Source organism: Nocardia sp. NPDC051981 (genome assembly GCF_040680715.1).
Classification (GTDB): domain Bacteria; phylum Actinomycetota; class Actinomycetes; order Mycobacteriales; family Mycobacteriaceae; genus Nocardia.
Window position 1 is genome coordinate 93,349 of record NZ_JBFAXK010000010.1, and the last position, 21,682, is coordinate 115,030.

General features: G+C 69.2%; 17 protein-coding genes and 1 pseudogene. 9 read left to right on the plus strand and 9 right to left on the minus strand.

Features of this window, described 5'->3' with window-relative positions:
* Nucleotides 1–63 precede the first annotated feature (63 nt).
* Complete coding sequence (locus tag AB0L60_RS19415) at nucleotides 64–1,449, minus strand: serine hydrolase domain-containing protein (RefSeq protein WP_364615541.1); 1,386 nt, start codon at nucleotides 1,447–1,449, stop codon at nucleotides 64–66.
* Nucleotides 1,450–1,750: 301 nt separating this feature from the next.
* On the opposite strand from AB0L60_RS19415, the gene AB0L60_RS19420 reads away from it, so the two are divergent.
* A complete protein-coding gene (locus tag AB0L60_RS19420) occupies nucleotides 1,751–2,788 on the plus strand; it encodes an alpha/beta hydrolase family protein (protein ID WP_364615544.1) in 1,038 nt (345 codons plus the stop codon).
* 277 nt (nucleotides 2,789–3,065) lie between these two features.
* Nucleotides 3,066–4,038, plus strand: a pseudogene (locus AB0L60_RS19425) (alpha/beta hydrolase family protein).
* A 65-nt stretch (nucleotides 4,039–4,103) separates the two neighbouring features.
* Here AB0L60_RS19425 and AB0L60_RS19430 read toward each other — a convergent pair.
* From AB0L60_RS19430 to AB0L60_RS19440, 3 genes are all read right to left on the minus strand, one after another.
* Nucleotides 4,104–5,711, minus strand: a complete 1,608-nt coding sequence (locus AB0L60_RS19430; RefSeq protein ID WP_364615547.1) for an NAD(P)/FAD-dependent oxidoreductase — start codon at nucleotides 5,709–5,711, stop codon at nucleotides 4,104–4,106.
* Between the two features lie 118 nt (nucleotides 5,712–5,829).
* Entirely contained in the window at nucleotides 5,830–6,195 is a 366-nt protein-coding gene (locus AB0L60_RS19435) for a metalloregulator ArsR/SmtB family transcription factor (protein WP_364615550.1), read from the minus strand.
* A 4-nt stretch (nucleotides 6,196–6,199) separates the two neighbouring features.
* Nucleotides 6,200–7,441 (minus strand): MFS transporter, encoded by a 1,242-nt coding sequence (locus tag AB0L60_RS19440; protein ID WP_364615553.1) that lies wholly within the window; start codon nucleotides 7,439–7,441, stop codon nucleotides 6,200–6,202.
* A gap of 109 nt (nucleotides 7,442–7,550) precedes the next feature.
* On the opposite strand from AB0L60_RS19440, the gene AB0L60_RS19445 reads away from it, so the two are divergent.
* On the plus strand, nucleotides 7,551–8,309 hold the full coding sequence (locus AB0L60_RS19445; protein WP_364615556.1) for a hypothetical protein: 759 nt from the start codon (nucleotides 7,551–7,553) through the stop codon (nucleotides 8,307–8,309).
* An 82-nt stretch (nucleotides 8,310–8,391) separates the two neighbouring features.
* Here the strand turns inward: AB0L60_RS19445 and AB0L60_RS19450 are convergent, their stop codons facing one another.
* Both AB0L60_RS19450 and AB0L60_RS19455 read right to left on the minus strand, forming a co-directional pair.
* The gene (locus tag AB0L60_RS19450; RefSeq protein WP_364615559.1) at nucleotides 8,392–9,162 is read right to left on the minus strand and encodes an SDR family oxidoreductase; all 771 of its coding nucleotides are present in this window, start codon (nucleotides 9,160–9,162) and stop codon (nucleotides 8,392–8,394) included.
* 200 nt (nucleotides 9,163–9,362) lie between these two features.
* Nucleotides 9,363–10,973 (minus strand): HNH endonuclease, encoded by a 1,611-nt coding sequence (locus tag AB0L60_RS19455; RefSeq protein ID WP_364615562.1) that lies wholly within the window; start codon nucleotides 10,971–10,973, stop codon nucleotides 9,363–9,365.
* Between the two features lie 87 nt (nucleotides 10,974–11,060).
* On the opposite strand from AB0L60_RS19455, the gene AB0L60_RS19460 reads away from it, so the two are divergent.
* Entirely contained in the window at nucleotides 11,061–11,549 is a 489-nt protein-coding gene (locus AB0L60_RS19460) for a hypothetical protein (protein WP_364615565.1), read from the plus strand.
* A 26-nt stretch (nucleotides 11,550–11,575) separates the two neighbouring features.
* Here AB0L60_RS19460 and pabB read toward each other — a convergent pair whose 3' ends face one another.
* The gene (gene pabB / locus AB0L60_RS19465; RefSeq protein ID WP_364615568.1) at nucleotides 11,576–13,708 is read right to left on the minus strand and encodes an aminodeoxychorismate synthase; all 2,133 of its coding nucleotides are present in this window, start codon (nucleotides 13,706–13,708) and stop codon (nucleotides 11,576–11,578) included.
* 91 nt (nucleotides 13,709–13,799) lie between these two features.
* Here pabB and AB0L60_RS19470 point away from each other — a divergent pair, with 91 nt between their 5' ends.
* Nucleotides 13,800–14,855, plus strand: a complete 1,056-nt coding sequence (locus tag AB0L60_RS19470; RefSeq protein WP_364615571.1) for a phosphotransferase family protein — start codon at nucleotides 13,800–13,802, stop codon at nucleotides 14,853–14,855.
* Nucleotides 14,856–15,242: 387 nt separating this feature from the next.
* On the opposite strand, the gene AB0L60_RS19475 is transcribed toward AB0L60_RS19470, so the two are convergent.
* The gene (locus AB0L60_RS19475) at nucleotides 15,243–16,433 is read right to left on the minus strand and encodes a serine hydrolase domain-containing protein (RefSeq protein ID WP_364615574.1); all 1,191 of its coding nucleotides are present in this window, start codon (nucleotides 16,431–16,433) and stop codon (nucleotides 15,243–15,245) included.
* A 162-nt stretch (nucleotides 16,434–16,595) separates the two neighbouring features.
* On the opposite strand from AB0L60_RS19475, the gene AB0L60_RS19480 reads away from it, so the two are divergent.
* From AB0L60_RS19480 to AB0L60_RS19495, 4 genes are all read left to right on the plus strand, one after another.
* Nucleotides 16,596–18,035, plus strand: coding sequence for an amino acid permease (locus AB0L60_RS19480; RefSeq protein WP_364615578.1), 1,440 nt, complete (start codon nucleotides 16,596–16,598; stop codon nucleotides 18,033–18,035).
* Nucleotides 18,036–18,185: 150 nt separating this feature from the next.
* Nucleotides 18,186–18,998, plus strand: coding sequence for a serine hydrolase domain-containing protein (locus AB0L60_RS19485; RefSeq protein ID WP_364615581.1), 813 nt, complete (start codon nucleotides 18,186–18,188; stop codon nucleotides 18,996–18,998).
* Nucleotides 18,999–19,118: 120 nt separating this feature from the next.
* Nucleotides 19,119–19,652, plus strand: a complete 534-nt coding sequence (locus AB0L60_RS19490) for a DUF3145 domain-containing protein (protein ID WP_364615584.1) — start codon at nucleotides 19,119–19,121, stop codon at nucleotides 19,650–19,652.
* Between the two features lie 14 nt (nucleotides 19,653–19,666).
* Nucleotides 19,667–20,068 carry a hypothetical protein gene (locus AB0L60_RS19495; RefSeq protein WP_364615587.1) on the plus strand — a complete coding sequence of 134 codons (402 nt, stop codon included), beginning with the start codon at nucleotides 19,667–19,669 and terminating at the stop codon, nucleotides 20,066–20,068.
* Between the two features lie 152 nt (nucleotides 20,069–20,220).
* Here AB0L60_RS19495 and AB0L60_RS19500 read toward each other — a convergent pair whose 3' ends face one another.
* Entirely contained in the window at nucleotides 20,221–21,651 is a 1,431-nt protein-coding gene (locus tag AB0L60_RS19500; RefSeq protein ID WP_364615590.1) for a carboxyl transferase domain-containing protein, read from the minus strand.
* Nucleotides 21,652–21,682: the final 31 nt, after the last annotated feature.

Sequence of the window (21,682 nt, forward strand, 5' to 3'; positions counted from 1 at the left end):
CTCTCGACACGCCAATGAGAGGACGCCTGCCTGGTATCGGGGGCGCCCTCTCGTTCAGAGGTGTCAGGAGACTCGGGTGAAGACACGGCCCGCGAGGTCGATGGCGGTGATGTCGCCGTTGGTGTCGCGGGTGAAGTAGCCGCGCTGGCCCTTGAAAGAGCCTGCGGTGATGACGTATTCGTCGCTGCCGGGAAGGAGGCCGAAGGGGAAGGGCGGGTGGTCCTGGGGGATTTCGGCGCCGGCGGCGGCGCGGATTTCGGGCTTGACCCTGCAGTCGAGGTAGAGCTGGTCGCCGGCGGCGTAGCAGGTCATGGTCATGGCGTCGATGTCGTAGACGCCGAACAGTTCCGGGGCGCGCGCGGCGTCGAAGGGGGCCGGTTCGGGGTCCTGGTCGACGACGCCCAGGTAGTGCTCCAGGGCCCAGCGGATGATGGCCTGGTTGGCGGGGATGCCGTCGGGGCTGGCGTTGGAGAGCACGACCACCGCGAAATCGCGTTCGGGCACCAGCTGGAAGTTGGCGAACTGGCCGAAGCCGGAACCGTCGTGGCCGACCGTGCGGACCCCGTCCACATCGCGCAGCATCCAGCACAGGCCGAAGGCGTCGGCGAGGGTGCTGGCCCGCAGCTCGATGGTCGGCTGCTGCATCCGGTGCATCAGCTCGGCGGGCAGCACCGGCGCGCCGCTCTCGGTGCGGCCGTCACCGAGGTGGAATCGGCCCCAGCGCAACAGGTCCGACACGGTGGACCCGAGCCCGCCACCGGGGTTGTTGGCGCGACTGCCCTTCCAGGCCCGCGACACCTCGAGCTTTCCGTCCTGCTGCCGCTCGTGTCCGGCGGCGAAGCGGCGGGTCATGACATCGCCCTCGAAGTAGAAGCTCTCGGCCAGCCCCACCGGCTCCAGAACCGTGTCGGCGACGACCTTTTCGAACGACTCCCCGGTCACCTTCTCGATGACGCGGCCCAGCAGGTTGAACCCCGCCTGGCTGTAGGACGCCCGCTCGCCTGGCGCACCGATCAGCGGCAACTCGGCCAGCGTGGCCACGAAGGCGGCCAGCCCGTCCGCACCGTCGCCGGTGTCGTTGATGATGTTCCACTCCAGCCCGGCGGTGTGGTTGAGCAGCTGCCGCACGGTGATGGTCGCCGCGGACTTCTCGTCGATCAGCTTCAGCTCCGGCACATAGGTGCGCACCGGCGCATCCAGATCCACCCGGCCCGCCGCGACCAGCTGCATCAGGGCGGTGGCGGTGAAGGTCTTGCTGGTCGAGCCGATCGCGAAGATCGTGTGCTCGGTGATCGGCACCGGGTTCTCGGTGCTGGTCACACCGACATTGGCGTGGATCTCCCGCCCGTCGACCCAGATACCGACGGCCATGCCGGGCATCCCATATTCGGCGGCGGTGGCCGCGACGAACTCGGTCAGGGCGGAATCGGTGTGCGCGTTCGCGGACATTCGCGGTGCCTTTCGGTGGTGGCTGTTCGTGTGTGTCCATGACGATGCCGACCCGCGCTGACAGCCCGCCGACAGTGCGCTGACCGCCGCCCGTCAGTGGCGTGGATCCCGGTCAGCGGCTGCTGTGAGTGAAGTCACCCGAGCCGATTTCCGGCTCTGACCGGGGGCTCACCACCCTCTCAGCCGCAGCTCAGCTTCGAGTCAGCAATTGCTAAGCGGCTGTGGGCAACGTGGGGGCCTGATTCGTGACACCTGCACAAACGACTCGTCACGCCAGAGAAAGACTGCCGAAGGAGAAAGCGTGCGTTCAACGAAGACCTGGGGCAGCGCGGTATTGGCCTTGACCGCAACCGTTCTGCTACCGGTGGCCGCGGGCGCCGCCTCCGCCGACTCGGGGACCTCGCTGAACTTCGCGGGCACCTCCGCCGACGGCTCCCGCATCGCCTCCAGCAAGGCCACCGACGCACGCACCCTGAACCTGCAGGTCTATTCGGCGGCCATGGACAAGAACATCGAGGTCGATGTGCAGCGCGCCGCCGATACCTCGGCGCCCACCCCGGTGCTGTACCTGCTCAACGGCGCGGGCGGCGGCACCGACTCCGCGACCTGGCAGAAGCAGACCGACGTCCTGAACTTCCTGTCCGACAAGAACGTCAACGTGGTGCAGCCGATCGGCGGCGGCTTCAGTTACTACACCGACTGGCGCGAGCCGGATCCCGCACTGGGCGTGAACAAGTGGAAGACCTTCCTCACCGAGGAACTGCCGCCGATCATCGACCAGGCGCTGAACACCAACGGCCGCAATGCCATTGCCGGTCTTTCCATGGCGGGCACCTCGGTGCTGCAGCTGCCCATCGCCGCGCCCGGCCTCTACCAGTCGGTGGCCGCCTACAGCGGCTGCGCCCAGATCAGCGATCTGCTCGGCTACAGCATGGTCAATACCGTGGTCGGCGCGGGCGGCGGCGACAGCGCGAACATGTACGGCCCGCACTCCGATCCCATGTGGGCCGCCAACGATCCCTACGTGCACGCCGACCAGCTGCGCGGCCTGAACCTGTTCATTTCCAGCGGTTCCGGCCTGCCGGGCCCGTGGGACACCCTCGGCGGCCCGCACACCCTGCCCGGCGCGGGCGGCTGGGCGAACCAGGTGGCCCTGGGCGGCACACTCGAGGCCGCCACCAACTACTGCACCCACAACCTGAAGACCAAGCTCGACGGCCTCGGCATTCCGGCCACCTACGACCTCACGCCCACCGGCACCCACTCGTGGGGGTACTGGCAGGACGCGCTGAAGAAGTCGTGGCCCGTCCTGGCTACTGGTCTGGGCCTGCCGGCCTGACCGGTAAATCGACGAAACCGGCACGCCTTCAGGGGAAGCGAGCCGGTTTCGTCTTGTGTACACGTGTGGTAACGAGGGTGGGAATCGCGCCCTGACCCTACGGCCGGAAACGTACTCTCGGAGTCAGTTCAGTTCCGGGCCAGCATTTTCCGAGCCGCTCGGCAACGCTGAAGTGCTGACTCGTGACAACCGGGAACCTGCCGGAGGAGACAGCGTGCGTTCCACAATTGCCCTAAGCAGCGCGGTATCGGCCTTGATCGCAACCGTTCTGGTGTCGATGGCCGCGGGCACGGCCTCCGCCCGACCGGACACCCCGGTGACCTACACCGGCACTTCCGCCGACGGCTCGCGCATCGTCTCCAGCACGATCACCGACACCCGTCTCGTGACTCTGCAGGTCTATTCGGCCGCCATGGACAAGAGCATTCAGGTCGATGTGCACCGTCCGTCCGGCACCTCCCAGCCCGCCCCGGTGCTGTACCTGCTCGGTGGCGCGGGCGCCGCCGACGCCGTGACCTGGCAGACGCAGACCGATGTGCTGGACTTTCTGGCCGAGAAGAACGTCGATGTGGTGCAGCCGATCGGCGGGGATTTCACCTACTACACCGATTGGCGCGCCCCGGATCCCGCTCTGGGCGTGAACAAGTGGAAGACCTTCCTGACCGAGGAATTGCCCCCGCTCGTCGACGAGGCGCTGAATGCCAACGGGCGCAACGCGATCGCGGGTCTGTCGATGGCGGGCACCTCGGCGTTGCAGCTGGCCATCGCCGCGCCCGGGTTGTATCGGTCGGTTGCGGTCTACAGCGGCTGTGCCCAGATCAGTGACCCCATCGGATATCACTTCGCCAATGACGTGGTCACGAAGGGCGGCGGGGACAGCGCGAACATGTATGGCCCCGAGGGTGATCCCGAGTGGGTCGTCAACGATCCCTATATACACGCCGACCAGCTGCGCGGCCTGAATCTGTTCATCTCCAGTGGTTCCGGACTGCCGGGCCGGTGGGACGCCCCCGGCGGCCCGCACACCCTGCCGGGGATGGACGGCTGGCTCCAGCAGTTGATCATCGGTGGCGGGATCGAGGCCGCCACCGACTTCTGCAGCCTTCAATCTGAAGGCCAAGCTCGACGGCCTCGGTATTCCGGCCACCTATGACTTCACGCCGACCGGCACCCACTCGTGGGGTTATTGGGAGGACGCGATGAAGCGGTCATGGCCCGTCCTGGCTGCCGGTCTGGGCCTGCCCGCCTGACCGCGGACGACGAAACCGGCTCGCCGCCGAGAGGAAGCGAGCCGGTTCTGCCGGGTCCGGGCTGACTACGCGGTGAGCTCGAAGTTCGGGTACCCGTTGTCGCGCTCCTCGTCGCAGTAGCGGCGGTAGTTGCCGAAACCGCCGATGTAGGGCATGAATACGCGCTTCTTGCCCTCGATGTTCGCGCCCATGTACCAGGAATTGGCCTTCACGAACAGCGTGCCCTCGGCGACCTCGAGCAGGTGATCGGTCCACTTGACCGCCGCCTCCGTGCGGGCCTCGGCCTTGCGGATCCCGTTGGCGCGGCAGTGCTCCACCAGCGCCAGCACCCAGTCCAGCTGCTGCTCGGAGTGCAGGACCATGTTCGCCATCACCGACGGGGTGCCGACACTGTTGATGCTGAACATGTTCGGGAAGCCGGGGATGCCGAAGCCCAGGTAGGTGACCGGCCCGTCGGCCCACAGCTCACCGAGGCGGGCATCCCGCGCGCCGTGCATGTCGATGCGCAGCAGCGCACCGGTCATGGCGTCGAATCCCGTTGCGTAGACCAGGGCGTCGAGTTCGATGAACTTGTCGGCGGTCCGGATGCCGGTGGGGGTGACCTCCTCGATGGCCTCGCGGCGCAGGTTCACCAGCGACACGTTCGGCCGGTTGAACATCTCGTAGTAGCCGGAGTCGGTGCAGATGCGCTTGGTGCCGATGGGGTGGTCGTAGGGGATGAGGTCGTCGGCCACCGCCTGGTCGTCCACCTTGGCGCGGATCTTGGCGACCGCGAACTCGCGCACCAGCTCATTGGCGGCCAGATCGCTGTTCTGGTCGGGGAAGACCTTGTTGAACAGCACGCCGCCGCCGTCCCAGCGGTCCTGCATGGCCTGCTCGCGCTCCTCGGCGGTCAGGTCCAGGGCCTTGGTCTCCAGCGAGCGGTGCGGGGTGGCGGCCGGTGCGTAGTAGGAGTTCTCGCGCCGCTGCCGGTAGGTGGCGCGGATCTCGCTCTGCTCCTCGTCGGTCCACGGCCGGTTGGGCACCGGGACGCTGAAGTTGGCCGAACGCTGGAAGACGGTGAGCGCCTCGGCCTCCCGCGCGATGATCGGCGCGACCTGGATGCCCGAGGAGCCGGTGCCGATGACGCCGACCCGCTTGCCCTCGAAGGACACGCCCTGCTCCGGCCACTGCGCGGTGAAAAGCTCCTCGCCCGCGAAGGTTTCGATGCCGGGGATGCTCGGCTTGATCGGCGCGGACAGGCAGCCGGTGGCGAAAACCACGAACTGCGAGCGGAATTCGTCGCCGGCCTCGGTGCGCAGCGTCCAGACGGCCGCCTCGTCGTCGAAGCGGGCGCCGACGACGCGCTGACCGAACCGGTAGCGCTGCTTGAGCTCGAAGCGGTCCGCCACATGGTTGATGTAGGCGAGGATCTCCGGCTGGGCGGCGAAACGCTCGGTCCAGGTCCAGCTCTGCTGCAGGTCCTCGTCGAACGAGTAGGAGTAGTCGACGCTCTCCACGTCGCAGCGCGCACCCGGGTAGCGGTTCCAGAACCAGGTGCCGCCGACATTTTCGCCCGCCTCCAGGCCGAGCACGTTCAATCCGGCCTTCGCCGCCTGGTGGACGCCGTAGAGTCCGGCGAATCCGGCACCGATGATGATCACATCGAATGGGCTGCCCTGCTCGGGATGCATGCGCGACCTCTCACTATTCGTCTCGAGATATTTCGAATAGGCATATCGTCGCGGCGCATGCGGGCACTCGGCGATACCACGTCCCACTGACCAGGAGCCGAGTCCCGGGAAACGCCCGCTACGCGTGCGATGGCTCGCCGGTCACGATGTGATCGGCGTGGTTCAAGCCCTCACGGACCAGGCGGGCCAGGTGGCCGTCGCGGATGCGGTAGATGATGCGGCGGCCCTCGCGGCGGGTGTCGACCAGGCCGCTGAATCGGAGTTTGGCCAGATGCTGGCTGACCGCGGTGCGGGAGGCGCCGCAGGCCTCGGTGAGGGCGGTCACATCGGCCTCGTCGGAGGCGAGGATCCAGAGGATGTGCAGCCGCGTCGGATCCGACAGCATGCGGAAGGTGGCGGTGGCCACGTCCAGATGGGGCTGATCCGGACGGACCGGGTGGATGAGGCTGGGTGCGGCAGGCGCCGATTCGGTCTCCTCGCTCACCAGTTCACCTTCCTGCCGCCGCCGTCACCGCCTCAGGGCCCGTCGGCACGTGTGCGGGCCAGGCGCGGGCCGCCGTCGTAGCTGCCAGTGTAGCGACGGCGGCCAGCACGATCGCCGTGGTCGGCAGGCCCGCCAGCGCGCCCAGCTTGCCCGCGACCGGGTAGGTCACCAGGAAGCACGCGTGCGAGAGGGAGAACTGCGCGGTGAAAACGGCTGTGCGGGTGTCGGGCTCGGACTGGGCGCGCAGCAGGCGGGCGGACGGGGTGTTGATCATCGAGGTGCCCGCGCCCAGTAGCACCCAGGTCATCGCCAGCACGAGCGCACCGGCCCCGCGGGGGAGCAGGGTCGGCAGCGACGCCGCGATCAGGCCCAGTGGCAGCAGCACGCAGCCGGTCATCATGAAACCGCGGTCCGGCACCCGCGCCAGCAATCGCGGGGTCGACAGCGCGACCGCCATGGAGCCGAATCCGAAGCAGCCCAGCGCCAGTGCCACCGCGGTATTGGAGCCGCCCAGCTGATCCCGCACGTACACAACGGTATTCACGATCACCAGCGCGGTGGCCGCGGCCACCACCATGTTCATGGCCAGCAGCCCGCGCAGCACCGGCCGGCTCATCATGATCCGGGCGCCCTCGGTGATGCGCCGCAGCAGCGGGGCGGACCGCTCCGGCGCGGCGAGCCGGGGCAGCCGGGTGGTCACCACCAGCAGCGCCGAGGCCACGAAACCGGCCGCGGTGCCCACGAACAGTGAGTGATAGCTGATGACCGTCAGCAGCGCGGCCGCCAGCACCGGGCTGAGCAGCGACTCCATGTCGTAGGCCAGCCGCGACAGCGACAGCCCGCGGGTGTAGTCCTCCTCGTCGACCAGGATCGAGGGGATCAGCGACTGGAACGCCGGCGTGAAGGTGGCCGAGGCCGACTGCAGCAGCGCGATCAGCACATAGATCTGCCAGGTGTGCGTGACGAACGGCAGCATGAGCGCGATCCCCGCGCGCACCGCGTCCGCCGACACCAGCACCAGCTTCCGGGGCAGCCGCAGGGTGAGCGCCGAGATCACCGGCGCGACAGCCACATACGCCACCATCTTGATGGCCAGGGCGGTGCCCAGCACCGCGCCCGCCTGGCCCCCGGCCACCTCGTAGGCGAGCAGGCCCAGGGCCACGGTGAGCAGTCCGGTGCCGATCAGGGCGACCACCTGGGCGGTGAACAGCTTGCGGAACCGGGGATCGCGGAGCACGTCGAGCACTCACCTACTATAAGCCTATATGTGCGCAGTTGTGCACATGATGTCGGATATATGTGCGGTCGGCCTCGCTCGGTCCGATTGCTGTGCATTCGTCGCTATCCTCGCTTCCATGGGGAGGAATCTCGTGGCCGCGGTGCTGGCTGCCGCCACGCTCACGCTGGCCGCGTGCGCACAACACCCCGCCACCGCACCCATGGCCGGAAACCTCTTCCCGCACACCAGCGATCACGTCGTCCCGGGCCCCGTCACCCCCGTCTCCGCCCTCCCGCCCTGCGGCGATATCGCCTCGGCCGCCACGCCTCCCGACTGCTACCTGCAATCCCACGACGCCGCCGGGCTGACCTTCGAAGTGCGGCACCGCGGTACGGGACAGCAGGGGTCGGTCGCCATCACCGTGCTGGACCCCGTCGGCGCACAGCTGCAGACCCTCACCGAACAGGCCGTCGGCACCACCGAGCCGCGACTGCGCGACCTCGACAACGACGGCCGCGACGAGCTGATCATCCCGATCATGCTGGCCAGCGCCAACACTCGCTACGTCATCTACCACGCGGCCGCCGACGGGCAGCTCCAGCGCGCGGGCGAACTCGCGGGTATCGGCATCGACACCTCCGCGGCCGGCTACACCGTCGTCACCGCGCGCGACAGCTACGAACTCTGGAACATCGAATTCTGGACCTTCGACGCCGATCGGCTCCAACCCCTGGTCACCGCCGAGGTCCGGCTCCTCGACGACGGGACCGGGCGCGTCGGTGGCAGCGAGTGCACGGTGATCGACAGCGGCGGGCTGAACCGCACGGGCCTCAGTCTGGACCAGGCGACCGGCCAGTTCTGTGCCGAACCCACCGTGCTGCGCGTGAAGCGCTGATCCACGGGTACCGCTCTGGTAGCGCGCGGCCCCGGGTGCGCCGATCACCGCTCCCACGACGATCGGACAGGTCAGCTCACCGCTATCCGTATTGCCGCCGCAGCCACTCGGCATAGTCGTATGACACGGTCTCGCCATCGGTGTCGAGACACAGCGCAGCGTCGCGCACCCGCCGCACGATCCGGCCGACCGGCGGCACCGGCAGCGGCAGCAGCCTCTGCCCCAGCGCGTGACCCCTAAGTTCGGCCAGCTCGCCGAGGGTCTGCACGACCGGACCGCCCAGATCGCGTACACGGCCGGACGGGCCCGCCTCGACCGCGTCGGCCAGCCGGCCCGCCACTGCGACCACGTCCACCGGTTGGAACCGCATGCCGGTGCGCGGCGCGATGCGAAACTTCGCGGCCCCGCCGAGCATTTCGTCGACGAGCTCGTGGAACTGGGTGGCGCGCAACAGGGTCCACGGAACGGGCCCCTGGGTGACCACCCGCTCCTGCGCGACCTTGGTGCGGTAGTAACTGAACGGCACCTGCTCGCAGCCGACGATCGAGATCTCCACATGGTGGCCGACCTTGGCGCGCCGCTCGGCGGCCAGCAGGGTCCGCACGCCCTCGACCATCACCGGCGCGCCGCGCAGCCCACGGTGTGAGACCGCATCCACTACCGTGTGCACGCCCTCCAGTGCCGCATCCAGCCCCGCGCCGGTGGCCAGATCCACCGCGTGATGCTCGGTCCGCGGCACCGGCTCGGCGGGCGCGGACCGGCTCAGCACCCGCACCGCATGCCCGCGCGTCACCAGATCCCGCACCACCGGTGTGCCCAGCGTCCCGGTACCGCCCACAACCGCCACCTGCATGTCGGATCCCCTTCCTCGACCGGCCCTCCTCGGACGCTAGAACCACACCGTGTGCCGCTCAACATGATTCATCGCACGCCGTCGGATTGCCCACATTCGACCCTGCGCCGCGTGTTGACGCGGCCGGGTGGGGCCACGTCACCGAGGTCGAACGAGTCTGTCGCGGGCCGGAATCCGGGTGGTTCGACCGACGGCTCCGGTCAGATGTGCGCGCCCTTGGTGCGGTTGCAGGCACGGCAGAGGATCTGCAGGTTGGCGGGGCTGGTCGCGCCGCCGCGGCTGATCGGGATGATGTGGTCGAACTCCAGGTAGTGGCTGTCGCCGCATTCGACGCATTTGCCGCCGTCGCGCTGCCACACCACAGCCTTGACATCCGGTGGGATGGAACGGGTGTCGCGGCGTCCGGGGGTGAGGGCCAGGCGCTTGGCGATACGCAGCGCGCCCTCCATGGCGGCGGCCACGAAGTCGGGATCGGCGACCTCGAGGATCGCGCCGCCGCGCGAGGAGGTGGCCGACACCTCGACCAGGCCATCGGCGGCGGTCACCGAAACCACGCGGGCCCAGGGCATTTCGGTGCCGGTATCCGCACCGGTGAAGCGCAGCTTGCGGTTGCTGACGATCAGACGGCCCTCGGTGCGCTTGGGGCCGCGGGCCAGCTGCCGGATGTGCACGGCGGGGAGGTTCAGGTGGACCCGCTCGTCGGGATCCAGGTGCAGGCCTGTGGCGGGCTGCTGCGGCAGCTCGCCGGACCGCAGCCGGGTGAGCAGGCGGCCGCGGTGCAGGCGGCGGCGCATGTCCTCGATGACCGGGCCCGACAGGGACAGCTCCGCGACGGTGTCCTCGAAGTCGTCCACGTCGGACTCGTCCACCACGCCGTCGGCGAAGGTGAAGGCGACCAGGCGTTCCAGCTGATCGAGGGCGAGCGGGCGCAGCAGATCCAGGGCGGCGGCGCGGTCGACGCGCTGGAAGCGCAGCGCGGCCCAGAGCGTCTCCCAGTCGTCGTGTGGGGCGAGGCCACGCAGGGTGCGCTCGGCGCGGGGCCGCCAGGTGCGCAGGTATTCGGCTGTCTCGGTGGCGCATTCGCGGCACAGCGGTGTGGCGCCGAACAGCGCCGCGCCGAACAGGCGGCGGCGTGGCGTACCGCAGCGCGGGCAGTGGCGGGCATCCCGCGGCGGGGCAGGGCGGGCCGACGCCGTCCAGGTCGTGCCGTCCCACCAGCGCAGGCGGGCCGGATCGCGGGGATCCGGATGCCATTCCGCCCGTTCGGGATCCGGGGGCGGCGGCGTGCGACGCGGCTCGGGTTCGAAGCCGTGCGCGGGATCGATCCGCACCCCGAACTCGCGCACCAGCCCGGCCAGGCTGACCCCGGCGTCGGCCAGCGCCCGGAACTCCCAGCTCTCCTCGGCGCGCGTGAACTCACCCAGCACCAGGGCCGGTGCCGGGTCCGGCGTGTCGATGTCGTACCAAGCGACCGGATGGTCGTGGTCGAACACGGTCAGCCGCAGGCCCGCGACATCGGCGAAACCGCCTGGCACCGAAGCGATGACCACGATCCCCGCCACGTCCGGCCCGGTGCGCGGGAGCGAGACCGACAGTCGTGCCGTCCCCGGTGCGGGCTCCCGATCCAGCGTCACCGCCTGCGAGACGTGCCGGGGCGCGTCGAACCAGACGAAATCGCGGTCCGACCGGGCCCGCCCGTGCTCGGCCACCAGCACGGCCTGCACCCGCACCGCATGCTCCGACCGCCACGAAAGCACAAGCGTCAGAAGCGATGTCGGAACCGTCGTATGGCCACCCAAGGTCAGTTTCATCGTGGTCGAACTATGCCACGCCCCTCCGACAAAACCGCATGCCCGGCCCTTCCGGCAAATCTGAAAATCGTGCGGCACAGTAGAGGTATGACCAACCCCAAGGGGAGCGACCGTCAGTCCGCCAAACCCTCGACCTCGCGCGTCCCCACCGCCGGGGACATCCTGGCGGCGGCCCAGGCCGCGGTCGAAGCCGCGCAGAGCGCGGCCGGTCAGGCCCTGGATTCCGCCCAGGTGACCGCGTCCACCGCCTTCGACACCGCCGTTCGCCTCCCGCCCGCCTCCATTCAGCTCGCCGCCCAGCTGCCCGACCTGATCCAGAGCCTCACCATCGCCGTCGAGCGCCTCAACTCCACCATCGACCGCCTCGATCGCACCCTCGCCCTGGCCGAACCCGCCTTCGTCGCCTACGACAAGATCCTCACCCGGCTCGAGGCGGTCACCGTCCTCGGCGAGGAGGTCTTCACCCGCCTCGACAAACTCCCCGGCGTCTCCCTGCTCGGCCGCCTCACCGGAACCCGCGAGAATCCGGAACCCGAACCGCCCGAAGGCAAGTTCCGCCGCTCCCGCCGCAAGTGACGCCGCAGGACGCCATCGCGCCGGATCTATCTGGCCGAGGGAATGCGGTCGCGGGGCGGGACGCCCAATCCGGGGAGAGCGCGCAGCGCCGCGGCGGCCTTCCAGACCATTTCGTGGTACTCGTCGGCCGGGTCGGAGTCGAGGACGACCGCGCCGCCCGCGCCGACTCGCCAGCGATTGTCGTGGCGGACGGCGGTGCGGATGACGATGTTCAGGTCGGCGGTGCCGCCGAGGCCGAGGAAGCCGATGGTGCCGGAATAGACGCCGCGGGCCTCGGTTTCGAGGGAGTCGATGATTTCGAGGGTGCGGAGTTTGGGGGCACCGGTCATGGAACCGCCGGGGAAACAGGCTCGGAGACAGTCGATGACGTCCAGGTCGGCGCGGAGCGTGCCGCGCACGGTGGAGACCAGCTGGTGCAGGGTCGTGTAGGTCTCGACGGCCATGAGGTTGGGGACGTGCACCGAGCCGATCTCGCAGACCCGGCCCAGGTCGTTGCGCAGCAGATCCACGATCATGAGGTTCTCGGCGCGGGTCTTGGGGCTGCGGGCCAGCTCGGCTCTCAGCTCTTCATCCTCGACGGCGGTGCCACCGCGCGGGGCGGTGCCCTTGATCGGCTTGCTCTCCACCGTGCGGGAGCGATCCACCTTGAGGAAGCGCTCCGGCGAGGAACACGCCACCTCCAGCCCGGCGAAACGCAGGAATGCCGCGTAGGGGGCCGGATTGCACCGGCGCAGCGTGCGATACACGGAGAGGCCGTCGGCGTCGCCCGGGGGATGAGCGCTGTCGGTGATGCAGATTTCGTACGACTCGCCCGCGAGCAGCTGCTCCCGGCAGGCCGCCACATCGGCGAGATAGCGGTCCCGGCCGCGCGTGAGAAACGGCGCGACCGTGCCCTCGTCCGCGCGCAGCTCGAGGTCCGGCGGATTCTCCCAGGTCGGAAGGGTTTCCACCACGGCCCGGGTGGCCGCCAGCCAATCCTGTGCGGCGGCAGCGGCATCCGGCTCGGCCAGCGCCAGCAGATGGGTGCGGCCCGCCTCGTGATCGACCACGATCAGCCGGTCCGCGAAGATCCACTGGGCGTCGGGTGTGGCCGCGCGGTGCACGGCCTCGGCGCCGCAGTCGGCCTTCATCTCGTAGCCGAGATAGCCGACATAGCCACCGGCGAAATCGAAAGGCACATCCGGGAATTCGATCTCCCGGCGGCGTAGCTCCGCGGAGAGATAATCCAGCACCCCGCCCGGTACCGTGCGCGGCCCGGCCGCTGACTCGATCTCGACCCGGCCGCTGCCGACCCGATACCGCACCACCTCCGCCAGCGGCCCGGACGCGTCACCCAGGAACGAGAAGCGATCCAGCCCCGGCTCCACATGCTCGCTGTCGAGCCAGAAGGCATGTGGGGAACCGGCATACAGCGCGTCGAAGGCCGCCTCGGCATCGACGGCCCGCTCCACGACCGTCTGCTCGACCCGATAGCGCACGGGCGCGCCGACGGCGGGCGGTCTCGAAGTCTCGGCTCCGATCCGGGGGCGCGCCGGCATCGTCCGTGTGGGCTGTCGGGAAATGTCCTGCCGCCGTTGATATTCCGCGGTCAACTCGGCGAAATTGCGCAGCAGCAGTTCCCCATGCTCGCTGGAGATCGACTCGGGATGGAACTGCACGCCCCACTGCGGCCGGGTGCGGTGCCGCACGCCCATGATCACCCCGTCCGGCGTGGTCGCCGTGACCTCGAGGTCCTCCGGCAATGGTCGAGCCGCACACAGCGAGTGATAGCGAACCGCCGAGAAGCCCTGCGGCACACCGGCGAACAGGTCCCGCCCGTCATGGCCGATCAGATCCGGGTGCCCGTGCCGGGCCTGCGGTGCGGTGACCACCTGCCCACCCGCCGCGATCACGATGCCCTGATGCCCCAGGCACACTCCCAGCACCGGCAGCTCGGCTCGGGCGATCAGGGCCGCCGAGATGCCGAAATCGCGCGGGACATCCGGCCGTCCGGGCCCGGGGGAGATGACGATGTTGTCGAACTCCCCGAGCCCGAGCTTCTCGATCGAAGCCGCCTCGTCATTGCGCACGACCACGGGTTCGACCCCGTTCACCTCGCTGATCAGCTGATACAGGTTGTAGGTGAACGAGTCGTAGTTGTCGATCAACAGGGTGCGCATTTGACCACGCACATTACGCTCTGTCCAATTGCGCAGTTACTGCTGGCGACTGCCTTCAGTTCGTGTGGACCGCTGCGGCAGAATAGGCGGCATGTCTGTTGCGCAGCCGGTCGAAGTGGATCGTGACGTCGTCGATTTCGCCATCGTCGGAAAGTGGATGGAAGAGCAGGGCCTGCCCGGCGGGGAGTTCGAGGAGGTGAAGCCACTCGGGGGCGGCACCCAGAACATCATGCTCCGCTTCCGCCGCGGCGGCCGCGAGTACGTGCTGCGCCGCGGGCCCAAGCATCTGCGGTCCGCCAGCAATACCGTCATCCAGCGCGAATCCCGCATCCTCGGCGCCCTCGGCGACACCGAGATCCGCGCCCCCAAGGTGATCGCCGCCTGCCCCGACGAATCCGTGCTCGGCGCGTCCTTCTACCTCATGGAGCCGATCGTCGGCTTCAACCCGCAGAACGAACTACCCGAACCGCACGCCTCCGACCCCGAGGTGCGCCGGCAGATGGGCCTGTCCGCGGTCGAGGCCATCGCCCGCCTCGGCTCGCTCGACCACGAGGCGCTCGGCCTGGCCGACTACGGCAAGCCGGAGGGCTTCCTGGAACGCCAGGTGCCGCGCTGGCTCAAGGAGCTCGACTCCTACAGCGTCAACGACGGCTACCCCGGCCCGGAGATCCCCGGCGTCGCCCAGGTCGGCGACTGGCTCGACCGCAACCGCCCCGCCCAGCCGAAAGCCGGCATCCTGCACGGCGACTGCCACCTCGCCAACATGATGTTCTCCTACGACGGCCCCGAGGTGGTGGCCATGGTCGACTGGGAGATGTCGACCATCGGCGACCCGCTGCTGGACCTGGGCTGGCAGATCGCCACCCGCCCGGTCCCCGGCACCACCGGCGCGGCGCTGGTCGGCTCCCTCGGCGCGGTCGGCGGCCTGCCCACACCCGAGGAGATGATCGCCCACTACGCGAAGTTCTCCGACCGCGACCTGACCCACGTCACCTGGTACACCGTGCTGGCCTGCTTCAAGCTGGGCATCGTGCTCGAGGGCACGCACGCCCGGGCCTGCGCGGGCAAGGCCCCCAAGCAGGTCGGCGACTTCCTGCACGCCATCACCCTCGAACTGTTCGAGAAGGCACACCAGCTGATGGAGTGACGGCACCGTAAGTTGGTCCTCATGCCGATCGTTCCCGATGCCAAGGACTGAACGTGGGCGCTCGAACGCGCCTGCGCCGAGTGCGGATTCGACCCCGCGCCGGGCCGGGAACCACCTCCACTCGCAACGGGCGGCCCAGGGCATCGGCGGAGTCCTGGAGGATGGCGAGATGGCGGCGGTGACGTCGTTGTCGTAGCAGTCCACACCGTCCTCGCGACCGGCCACCACCAACGGGCGATCCGGGCCGCCACATTCTCGCGAATGCGGGGGAGCAGCTCGGGTGTCCATACCCGCTCATCGGCCCCGAAGGCCATCCAGGTCCGCCGATGTGGCTGTCCTTCGTCGGGCATCACCCATGGTTGCCTCGGCATGGACCTATTCCTTCGGTCAGCGACAGCGGAGCAGGGCCTCACGGAGATTGCGCGAACGGACATCGTCGAGCACCGCCATGCCCAGGCGGTTCATCACATAGCCGAACCCCAGACCCGTTGCCGGATCGGCGAATCCGAACGAGCCGCCATAGCCGGTGGTGCCGTAGGCGCGCTTGTCGGAGCCGAACCGGAAACCGCCGCGCGACCGGCGGAAGCCCAGGTGGTAGCGGCTCGGGGTGAGCAGCACCAGGTCCTCGGCCGGGACGTCGTCGGCGGTGTCGGGAGAGCCCAGGCGGTCCAGCAGGCTCGCCTCGATGGGCAGCTCACCGGTCCGGCCCGCCGCCGCGCCGTACACCCGCGCCAGCGCCCGCGCGGTGCCGACACCGCCCGCGGCCGGGCTCTCCACCGCGAGGAATTCGCGGCGGGCGGCCCGGGCGGGCGCACCGACCTGCGGGCTGTTCAGCGCGCGGAAGGACAGACCGCGCTTGCTGTAGAGCTGAATGCCGATGCGCACCGGCAGATCTCGCTCATACCGCAGAATGTCGAGGCCCCCGGTCGCCGACAGTGCGGCCACCCGATCCAGCGAAACCTCCTCCGGCAGGCCGATATAGAACTCCGCACCCAGCGGTCCGGCAATGTCCTCGGCGAAGATGCGGCCCAGCGTGCGATGCTCCGGATCGACCCGCCGCAGCAGCTCGCCCTGATACAGCCCGGCCGTGATCGGGTGATAACCGTGCCGGGTTCCCGGCCGCCACAACGGTTTCTGCCCGGCCAGCACCACCGCCATCCGATCCAGATCGGCCATATCCGTGAGCCGGAACGGCCGATCCAGCGCCGCCAGCCCGGCCTGATGGTCCAGCAGCTGCCGCACGGTGATGGACTCCTTGCCGTGCGCGGCGAACTCCGGCCAGTGCAGCGCCACCGGATCCTCGTAGTCCAGCAGTCCCCGCGACACCACCGACGCCACCGCGAACGCGGTCATGCCCTTGGTCGAGGACCACACCGGGGCCATGGTGTCGCGCTCCCACATCACCCGGCGCTTGCGATCGCGATGCCCCGCCCACAGGTCCACCACGGGCCGATCCCCGTCGTAGACCGCCACCGCCGCACCGATCTCCCCGTGCCGGCGGAAGTTGCGGCGAAACGCGTCGGCGACCGGGCCGAAACCCGCGTCCACCTCGCCATGGATCGTGACCTGCTCACTCATGATGGGTCCGATCGTAACCGGGCATACGGTCTGTGCGGGGTCGCAGTGACGGCGGTGATGCCACTGCGACGCCAGTGCATAGCTGTGAGCAGTGCGTATCGCCCGATGGGCGGGCCACCCTGATGCCGTTTCGACTGATCCGACCCGGTAGCGTGGCCGCACATGCCCGGACTCCCTCGGATTACCGCATCATTGCTGCGGACCAAGCCCGTCGAACAGCTCACCTCCGATGGAGAACACACCGCACTGCGGCGCAGCATGGGCCTGATCTCCCTGATCGCGCTGTCGGTCGGTGCCACCCTCGGCACCGGCATCTTCGTGGTGCTGGGCGAGGCCGCACCGCTGGCCGGGCCCGCCGTCGTCGTCTCCTTCGTCATCGCCGCGCTGGCCGCGCTGTTCTCGGCCCTGTCCTACGCGGAACTGGCCGGCGCGGTGCCGGTGTCCGGATCGGCCTACTCGTACACCTATGCGACGCTGGGCGAGATCATCGCCTGGATCTGCGGGTGGTGCCTGCTGCTGGAGTACGGCGTGTCGGTGGCGGCGGTCGCGGTCGGCTGGGGCGCGTACCTCAACGAGTTCCTGGGATCGACCATCGGCTGGCGGATTCCGGCCGCGCTGGCACAGCCGCCGGGCGACGGCGGGGTGGTCAACCTGCCCGCCGCCATCGTGGTGGTGCTGGCCACCGTGGTGCTGCTCGGCGGCATCCGAGAGAGTGCGCGGGTCACCACCGTCACCACCATGATCAAGATCGCGGTGCTGGTGTTCTTCGTGGCCGTGGCGGTCACCGCCTTCCACTCCCCGAACCTGCACCCCTTCGCGCCGGCCGGGGTCTCGGGCATCGGGGCGGCGGCCTCGATGGTGTTCTTCTCCTTCATCGGCTTCGACGCCGCCTCCACCGCCGGCGAGGAGGCCAAGAATCCGCAGCGAGATCTGCCGCGCGCCATCATCATTTCGCTCGGCATCGTGACGCTGGTGTACGTGCTGGTGGCGCTGACCGCCGTCGGCGCGGTCGGCGTGGACGCCGTCAGCAGCTCGGGCGCGTCGCTGGCCACCGTGCTGGAACAGGTCACCGGGCGCGGCTGGCCCGCCACCATCCTCGCGGGCGGCGCGGTCATCGCCATCGCCTCGGTGGTGCTGACCGTGCTCTACGGGCAGACCCGCATCCTGGTCTCCATGTCCCGCGACGGGCTCATGCCCGCCGTACTGTCGCGGGTCGGGGAGAAGCGCGTGCCGACGGTCAACACGCTCATCGTGGGCGGCGTGGTGGCGGTGCTGTCGGCGCTGGTGCCGCTGGGCGAACTGGTGAACGCCACCAATATCGGCACGCTGGTGTCTTTCGGGCTGGTGAACATCGGCGTGCTGGTGCTGCGCCGCACCAAACCCGAGCTGCCGCGGTCGTTCCGGACCCTGGTGCCGCTGGTGCCGGTCATCGGCGTCGCCATGTGCGTATGGCTGCTGATCCACCTGCCGGGAGTGACCTGGCTGGCGTTCACACTGTGGTCGGCGGTCGGGCTGGTGGTGTACTTCGGCTACGGGCGGCCAAGGTCAACCCTGAACAATGCCATGCCTGCCGAACCCGCTACCTCACAGGCGCATTCGTAACCGGCGGACAGCCCAGAGGTTCGCGGCCGTCTCGATTCTGGACCGGCGGAGCGAAGCGGAGGAGCGGCGGAGCGAAGAATCGAGACCTCAGGGCCGCGAACCCGCCTGGAGCGAAGCGGAGGGCAAAATCAGACACAGTACTCTCGATATGTGCGAGCGCTGGAGCAGATTCGACAGTGGCCGGTCCGGAACGCGGCGGCGGGTGTCGTCGTCCGCGGCAAGGGCGTGGTGGACGCCGAGGGGGACGCCGCGCACGTCTTCCGGCTCGCCTCGGTGACCAAACCCCTTGTGGCATACGGGGTTCTGGTGGCCATCGAGGAGGGTGCGATCGAGCTGGACCAGCCCGCCGGGCCGCCCGGATCGACGGTGCGGCACCTGCTCGCCCATACCTCCGGCCTGGCCTTCGACACCACCGTGGTGCTGGCCCGGCCCGGCGCGAAGCGGATCTACTCCAGCGCCGGGTTCGAGGTGCTCGCGGATTTCGTTGCGGCGCAGACCGGTATCCCGTTCGACCAGTACCTGCGCGAGGCCGTCTTCGAGCCGCTGGGCATGAACTCCTCGGCGCTGGTCGGTTCGGCCGGACATGCCGCCCGCTCCTCGGTCGCAGATCTCTTGCGATTCGCCGAGGAATTGCTGGAACCTGCTGTCGTAAGTGCCGAATTGGTTTCCGAAGCAAGCAGAGTGCAATTCCCGGGATGCAATGGCGTCCTTCCCGGTTACGGGTCGCAGCGCCCCAACGACTGGGGATTGGGCTTCGAAATCCGCGACCACAAATCGCCGCACTGGACCGGTGGCGCGAACTCGCCGCGGACCTTCGGACACTTCGGGCAGTCCGGCACATTTCTCTGGGTGGATCCGGAAGTCGGCATGGCGTGTCTCGCGCTGGCGGACGAGAATTTCGGGGACTGGGCCCGAGCGGCGTGGCCGCCGCTCAGCGACGCCGTTATCGCGGAGTTCGCGTAGCGGCCGACACAGGCAGCAAGTAACACACGCAACACCGGGCACTCCAGTAAACTCGGGCAACGCCGAGCTCAGAAGGGGCCGTTGGGGAAGACGTCCCTCGTCGAGCCGGAGGTGTCAGTGGTGCATGCGTCGAGTCAGTTCGCGGAGGCGACGTCTGGAGTCGTCTATATCCATTCGTCGCCGGCCGCGCTGTGCCCGCATGTCGAATGGGCTCTCACCTCCACACTCAAGGCCCCCGCGAAACTGCGCTGGACCGCGCAGCCGGCCGATCCCGGACAGCTGCGCGCCACCACCGATTGGTGCGGCCCGGTTGGTACCGGAGGGAAATTAGCCAGAGCGTTGCGTGATTGGCCCGTGCTGTATTTCGAAGTCACCGAGGACCCCAGCGAGGGCGTCGACGGCGCCCGCTTCAGCTTCGTCCCCGGCCTCGGCCTCTGGAGCGGCGCCACCGGCGCCTGCGGCGACGTCATGGTCGGTGAAATGCGCTTGCGCGCCATCGTCGCCGAGGCCCGCGCCCCCGGCCGCGGCTCCGCCGCCGAGATCGCCGCGGAGATCGACCGCGCCCTCGGTACCGCCTGGGACGATATCCTCGAGCCCTACCGCCTCGGCGGCGAGGGCGCGGAAGTCACCTGGCTGCGCCGCGACGTCGGCTGATACCAGGAGGATTCGTGCGGACCACAGCGATCGCGGGTACTGCCCTGGCCATGGCGACGGCCTTCGTCCTCACCGCCTGCAACGACAACAGCCCCACCGTCGCCTCCGGCCCCTCGTCCCACCCCGCCACCTCCGCCGCCTTCCCGGCCGCGGGCCACGAGGTCGTGCAGTGTGGCACCGGCCCCTGGGGCTTGGCGGTCGTGGTCTCCACCGCCAAGGGCGCCGGCTTCTGCCCCACCGCGCTCTCCGTCGTCACCGCCTACGCCGACCAACGCGCCAAACAATCCACCGGCGACATCGCCGTCACCGTCGGTACCGTCCGGTGGATCTGCGGCGAACGCCCCGGCACCCCCAATCCCTATCAGGAATGCGCCAGCCAGAACGAGTCCGCCGAGAAGGTCCGCCTCCAGTCCTGACGCGGGATCCGCGATCGCGGGCCTGGGACCCCGACAACGTCTTCCACCACAACGCCAACATTCCCCCGCCTGACAGCGAAACCTGTTCCCGGCCAACGAAAAGCGGGCGGTCTCCGAGGAGACCGCCCGCTATCGCGTTGCCGCGTAACCGATTACAGCGGAATGTTCTTGTTGTGCTGCGGCCGCGCCGGGGCGGCGGCCAAGGCGGCGGCGATGGTGGAGCGGGTCTTGGCGGGCTCGATGACCTCGTCCACGACACCGATCGAGATGGCGCGTTGGACGCCACCGGCGATGCGCTCGTGCTCCTCGGTCAGACGCTCCAGCAGGGCCTCGCGCTCCTCCTCCGGGGCGGCCGCGAGAGCCTTCTTGTGCAGGATGCCGACCGCGGCCTTGGCGCCCATGACGGCGACCTCGGAACCCGGCCAGGCGTACACGGCGGTGGCGCCCAGCGAGCGGGCGTTCATCGCGATGTAGGCGCCGCCGTAGATCTTGCGGGTGACCAGGGTGACGCGGGGGACACGGGCCTCGGCGAAGGCGTGCAGCAGCTTGGCGCCGCGGCGCACCACGCCCTCGAACTCCTGCGAGACGCCCGGCAGGTATCCCGGCACGTCGGTGACGACGATCAGCGGGATACCGAAGGCGTTGCACAGGCGCACGAAACGCGAAGCCTTCTCGGCACTTTCGGAGTTGAGGCAGCCGCCCAGGCGGATCGGGTTGTTGGCCAGCACGCCGACGGTGCGGCCGCCGAGCCGGCCCAGACCGACCACCATGGAGCGCGCGTAGCCGCCCTGCAGCTCCTCGAAGGTGCTCTCGCCGTCGACATTGTCGAGCAGCTCATTGATGATCGGCTTGACGTCGTAGGCGCGCTTGGCCGACTCCGGCATCATGGCCTTGAGGTCGACGTCGCCGTGTTCGGCTGCGGCCAGGTCGAATTCGCCCTGCTCGGCGAACATCGAGACCAGGCGCCGGGCGCGGTGCATGGCATCGGACTCGTCGTCGGCGACGATGTGGCAGACGCCGGACTTCTTGCCGTGGGTGATCGGGCCACCGAGTGTCGCCATGTCCACGCTCTCACCGGTCACCGTCTTCACGATGTCCGGGCCGGTCACGAAGACGCGGCCTTCCGGAGCCATGATGACGATGTCGGTCAGCGCGGGGCCGTAGGCGGCGCCGCCGGCGGCGAAGCCGAGCACCACGGAAATCTGGGGGACCTGGCCGGACGCGCGGACCATGGCCTCGAAGACCAGGCCGACGGCGTGCAGGGCCTCGACGCCCTCCGCCAGCCGGGCGCCGCCCGAATGCCACAGGCCCACAACGGGAACCTTGGAATCGATGGCGGTGTCGATCGCGTCGACGATGTGCTTGCACCCCTCCACGCCCATGGCGCCGCCCATCACAGTGGCGTCGGAGCAGTAGGCGACGGTGCGGACGCCGTCGACCTCACCGATGGCGGCGAGCACACCGGACTTGTCGCGCGGGTGTAGCGGGAGAACGGTTCCGGGATCGAAGAAGCGCTGCAACCGACCCAGCGGGTCACGGGGATCGGTAGCGGTGTCGGCGTGAGCGGGGGCCATTATGGTCATCGCAAACTCTCCTCATGGGGGAAAGGCGGTC

Coding starts and splice junctions, on each gene's coding strand:
- AB0L60_RS19415 (WP_364615541.1), bottom strand. CDS start 1,449: ATGTCCGCGAACGCGCACACCGATTCCGCCCTGACCGAGTTCGTCGCG.
- pabB (WP_364615568.1), bottom strand. CDS start 13,708: ATGCGCACCCTGTTGATCGACAACTACGACTCGTTCACCTACAACCTG.
- AB0L60_RS19450 (WP_364615559.1), bottom strand. CDS start 9,162: ATGCAGGTGGCGGTTGTGGGCGGTACCGGGACGCTGGGCACACCGGTG.
- AB0L60_RS19475 (WP_364615574.1), bottom strand. CDS start 16,433: ATGAGTGAGCAGGTCACGATCCATGGCGAGGTGGACGCGGGTTTCGGC.
- AB0L60_RS19430 (WP_364615547.1), bottom strand. CDS start 5,711: ATGCATCCCGAGCAGGGCAGCCCATTCGATGTGATCATCATCGGTGCC.
- AB0L60_RS19470 (WP_364615571.1), top strand. CDS start 13,800: ATGTCTGTTGCGCAGCCGGTCGAAGTGGATCGTGACGTCGTCGATTTC.
- AB0L60_RS19480 (WP_364615578.1), top strand. CDS start 16,596: ATGCCCGGACTCCCTCGGATTACCGCATCATTGCTGCGGACCAAGCCC.
- AB0L60_RS19455 (WP_364615562.1), bottom strand. CDS start 10,973: ATGAAACTGACCTTGGGTGGCCATACGACGGTTCCGACATCGCTTCTG.
- AB0L60_RS19500 (WP_364615590.1), bottom strand. CDS start 21,651: ATGACCATAATGGCCCCCGCTCACGCCGACACCGCTACCGATCCCCGT.
- AB0L60_RS19460 (WP_364615565.1), top strand. CDS start 11,061: ATGACCAACCCCAAGGGGAGCGACCGTCAGTCCGCCAAACCCTCGACC.
- AB0L60_RS19445 (WP_364615556.1), top strand. CDS start 7,551: ATGGGGAGGAATCTCGTGGCCGCGGTGCTGGCTGCCGCCACGCTCACG.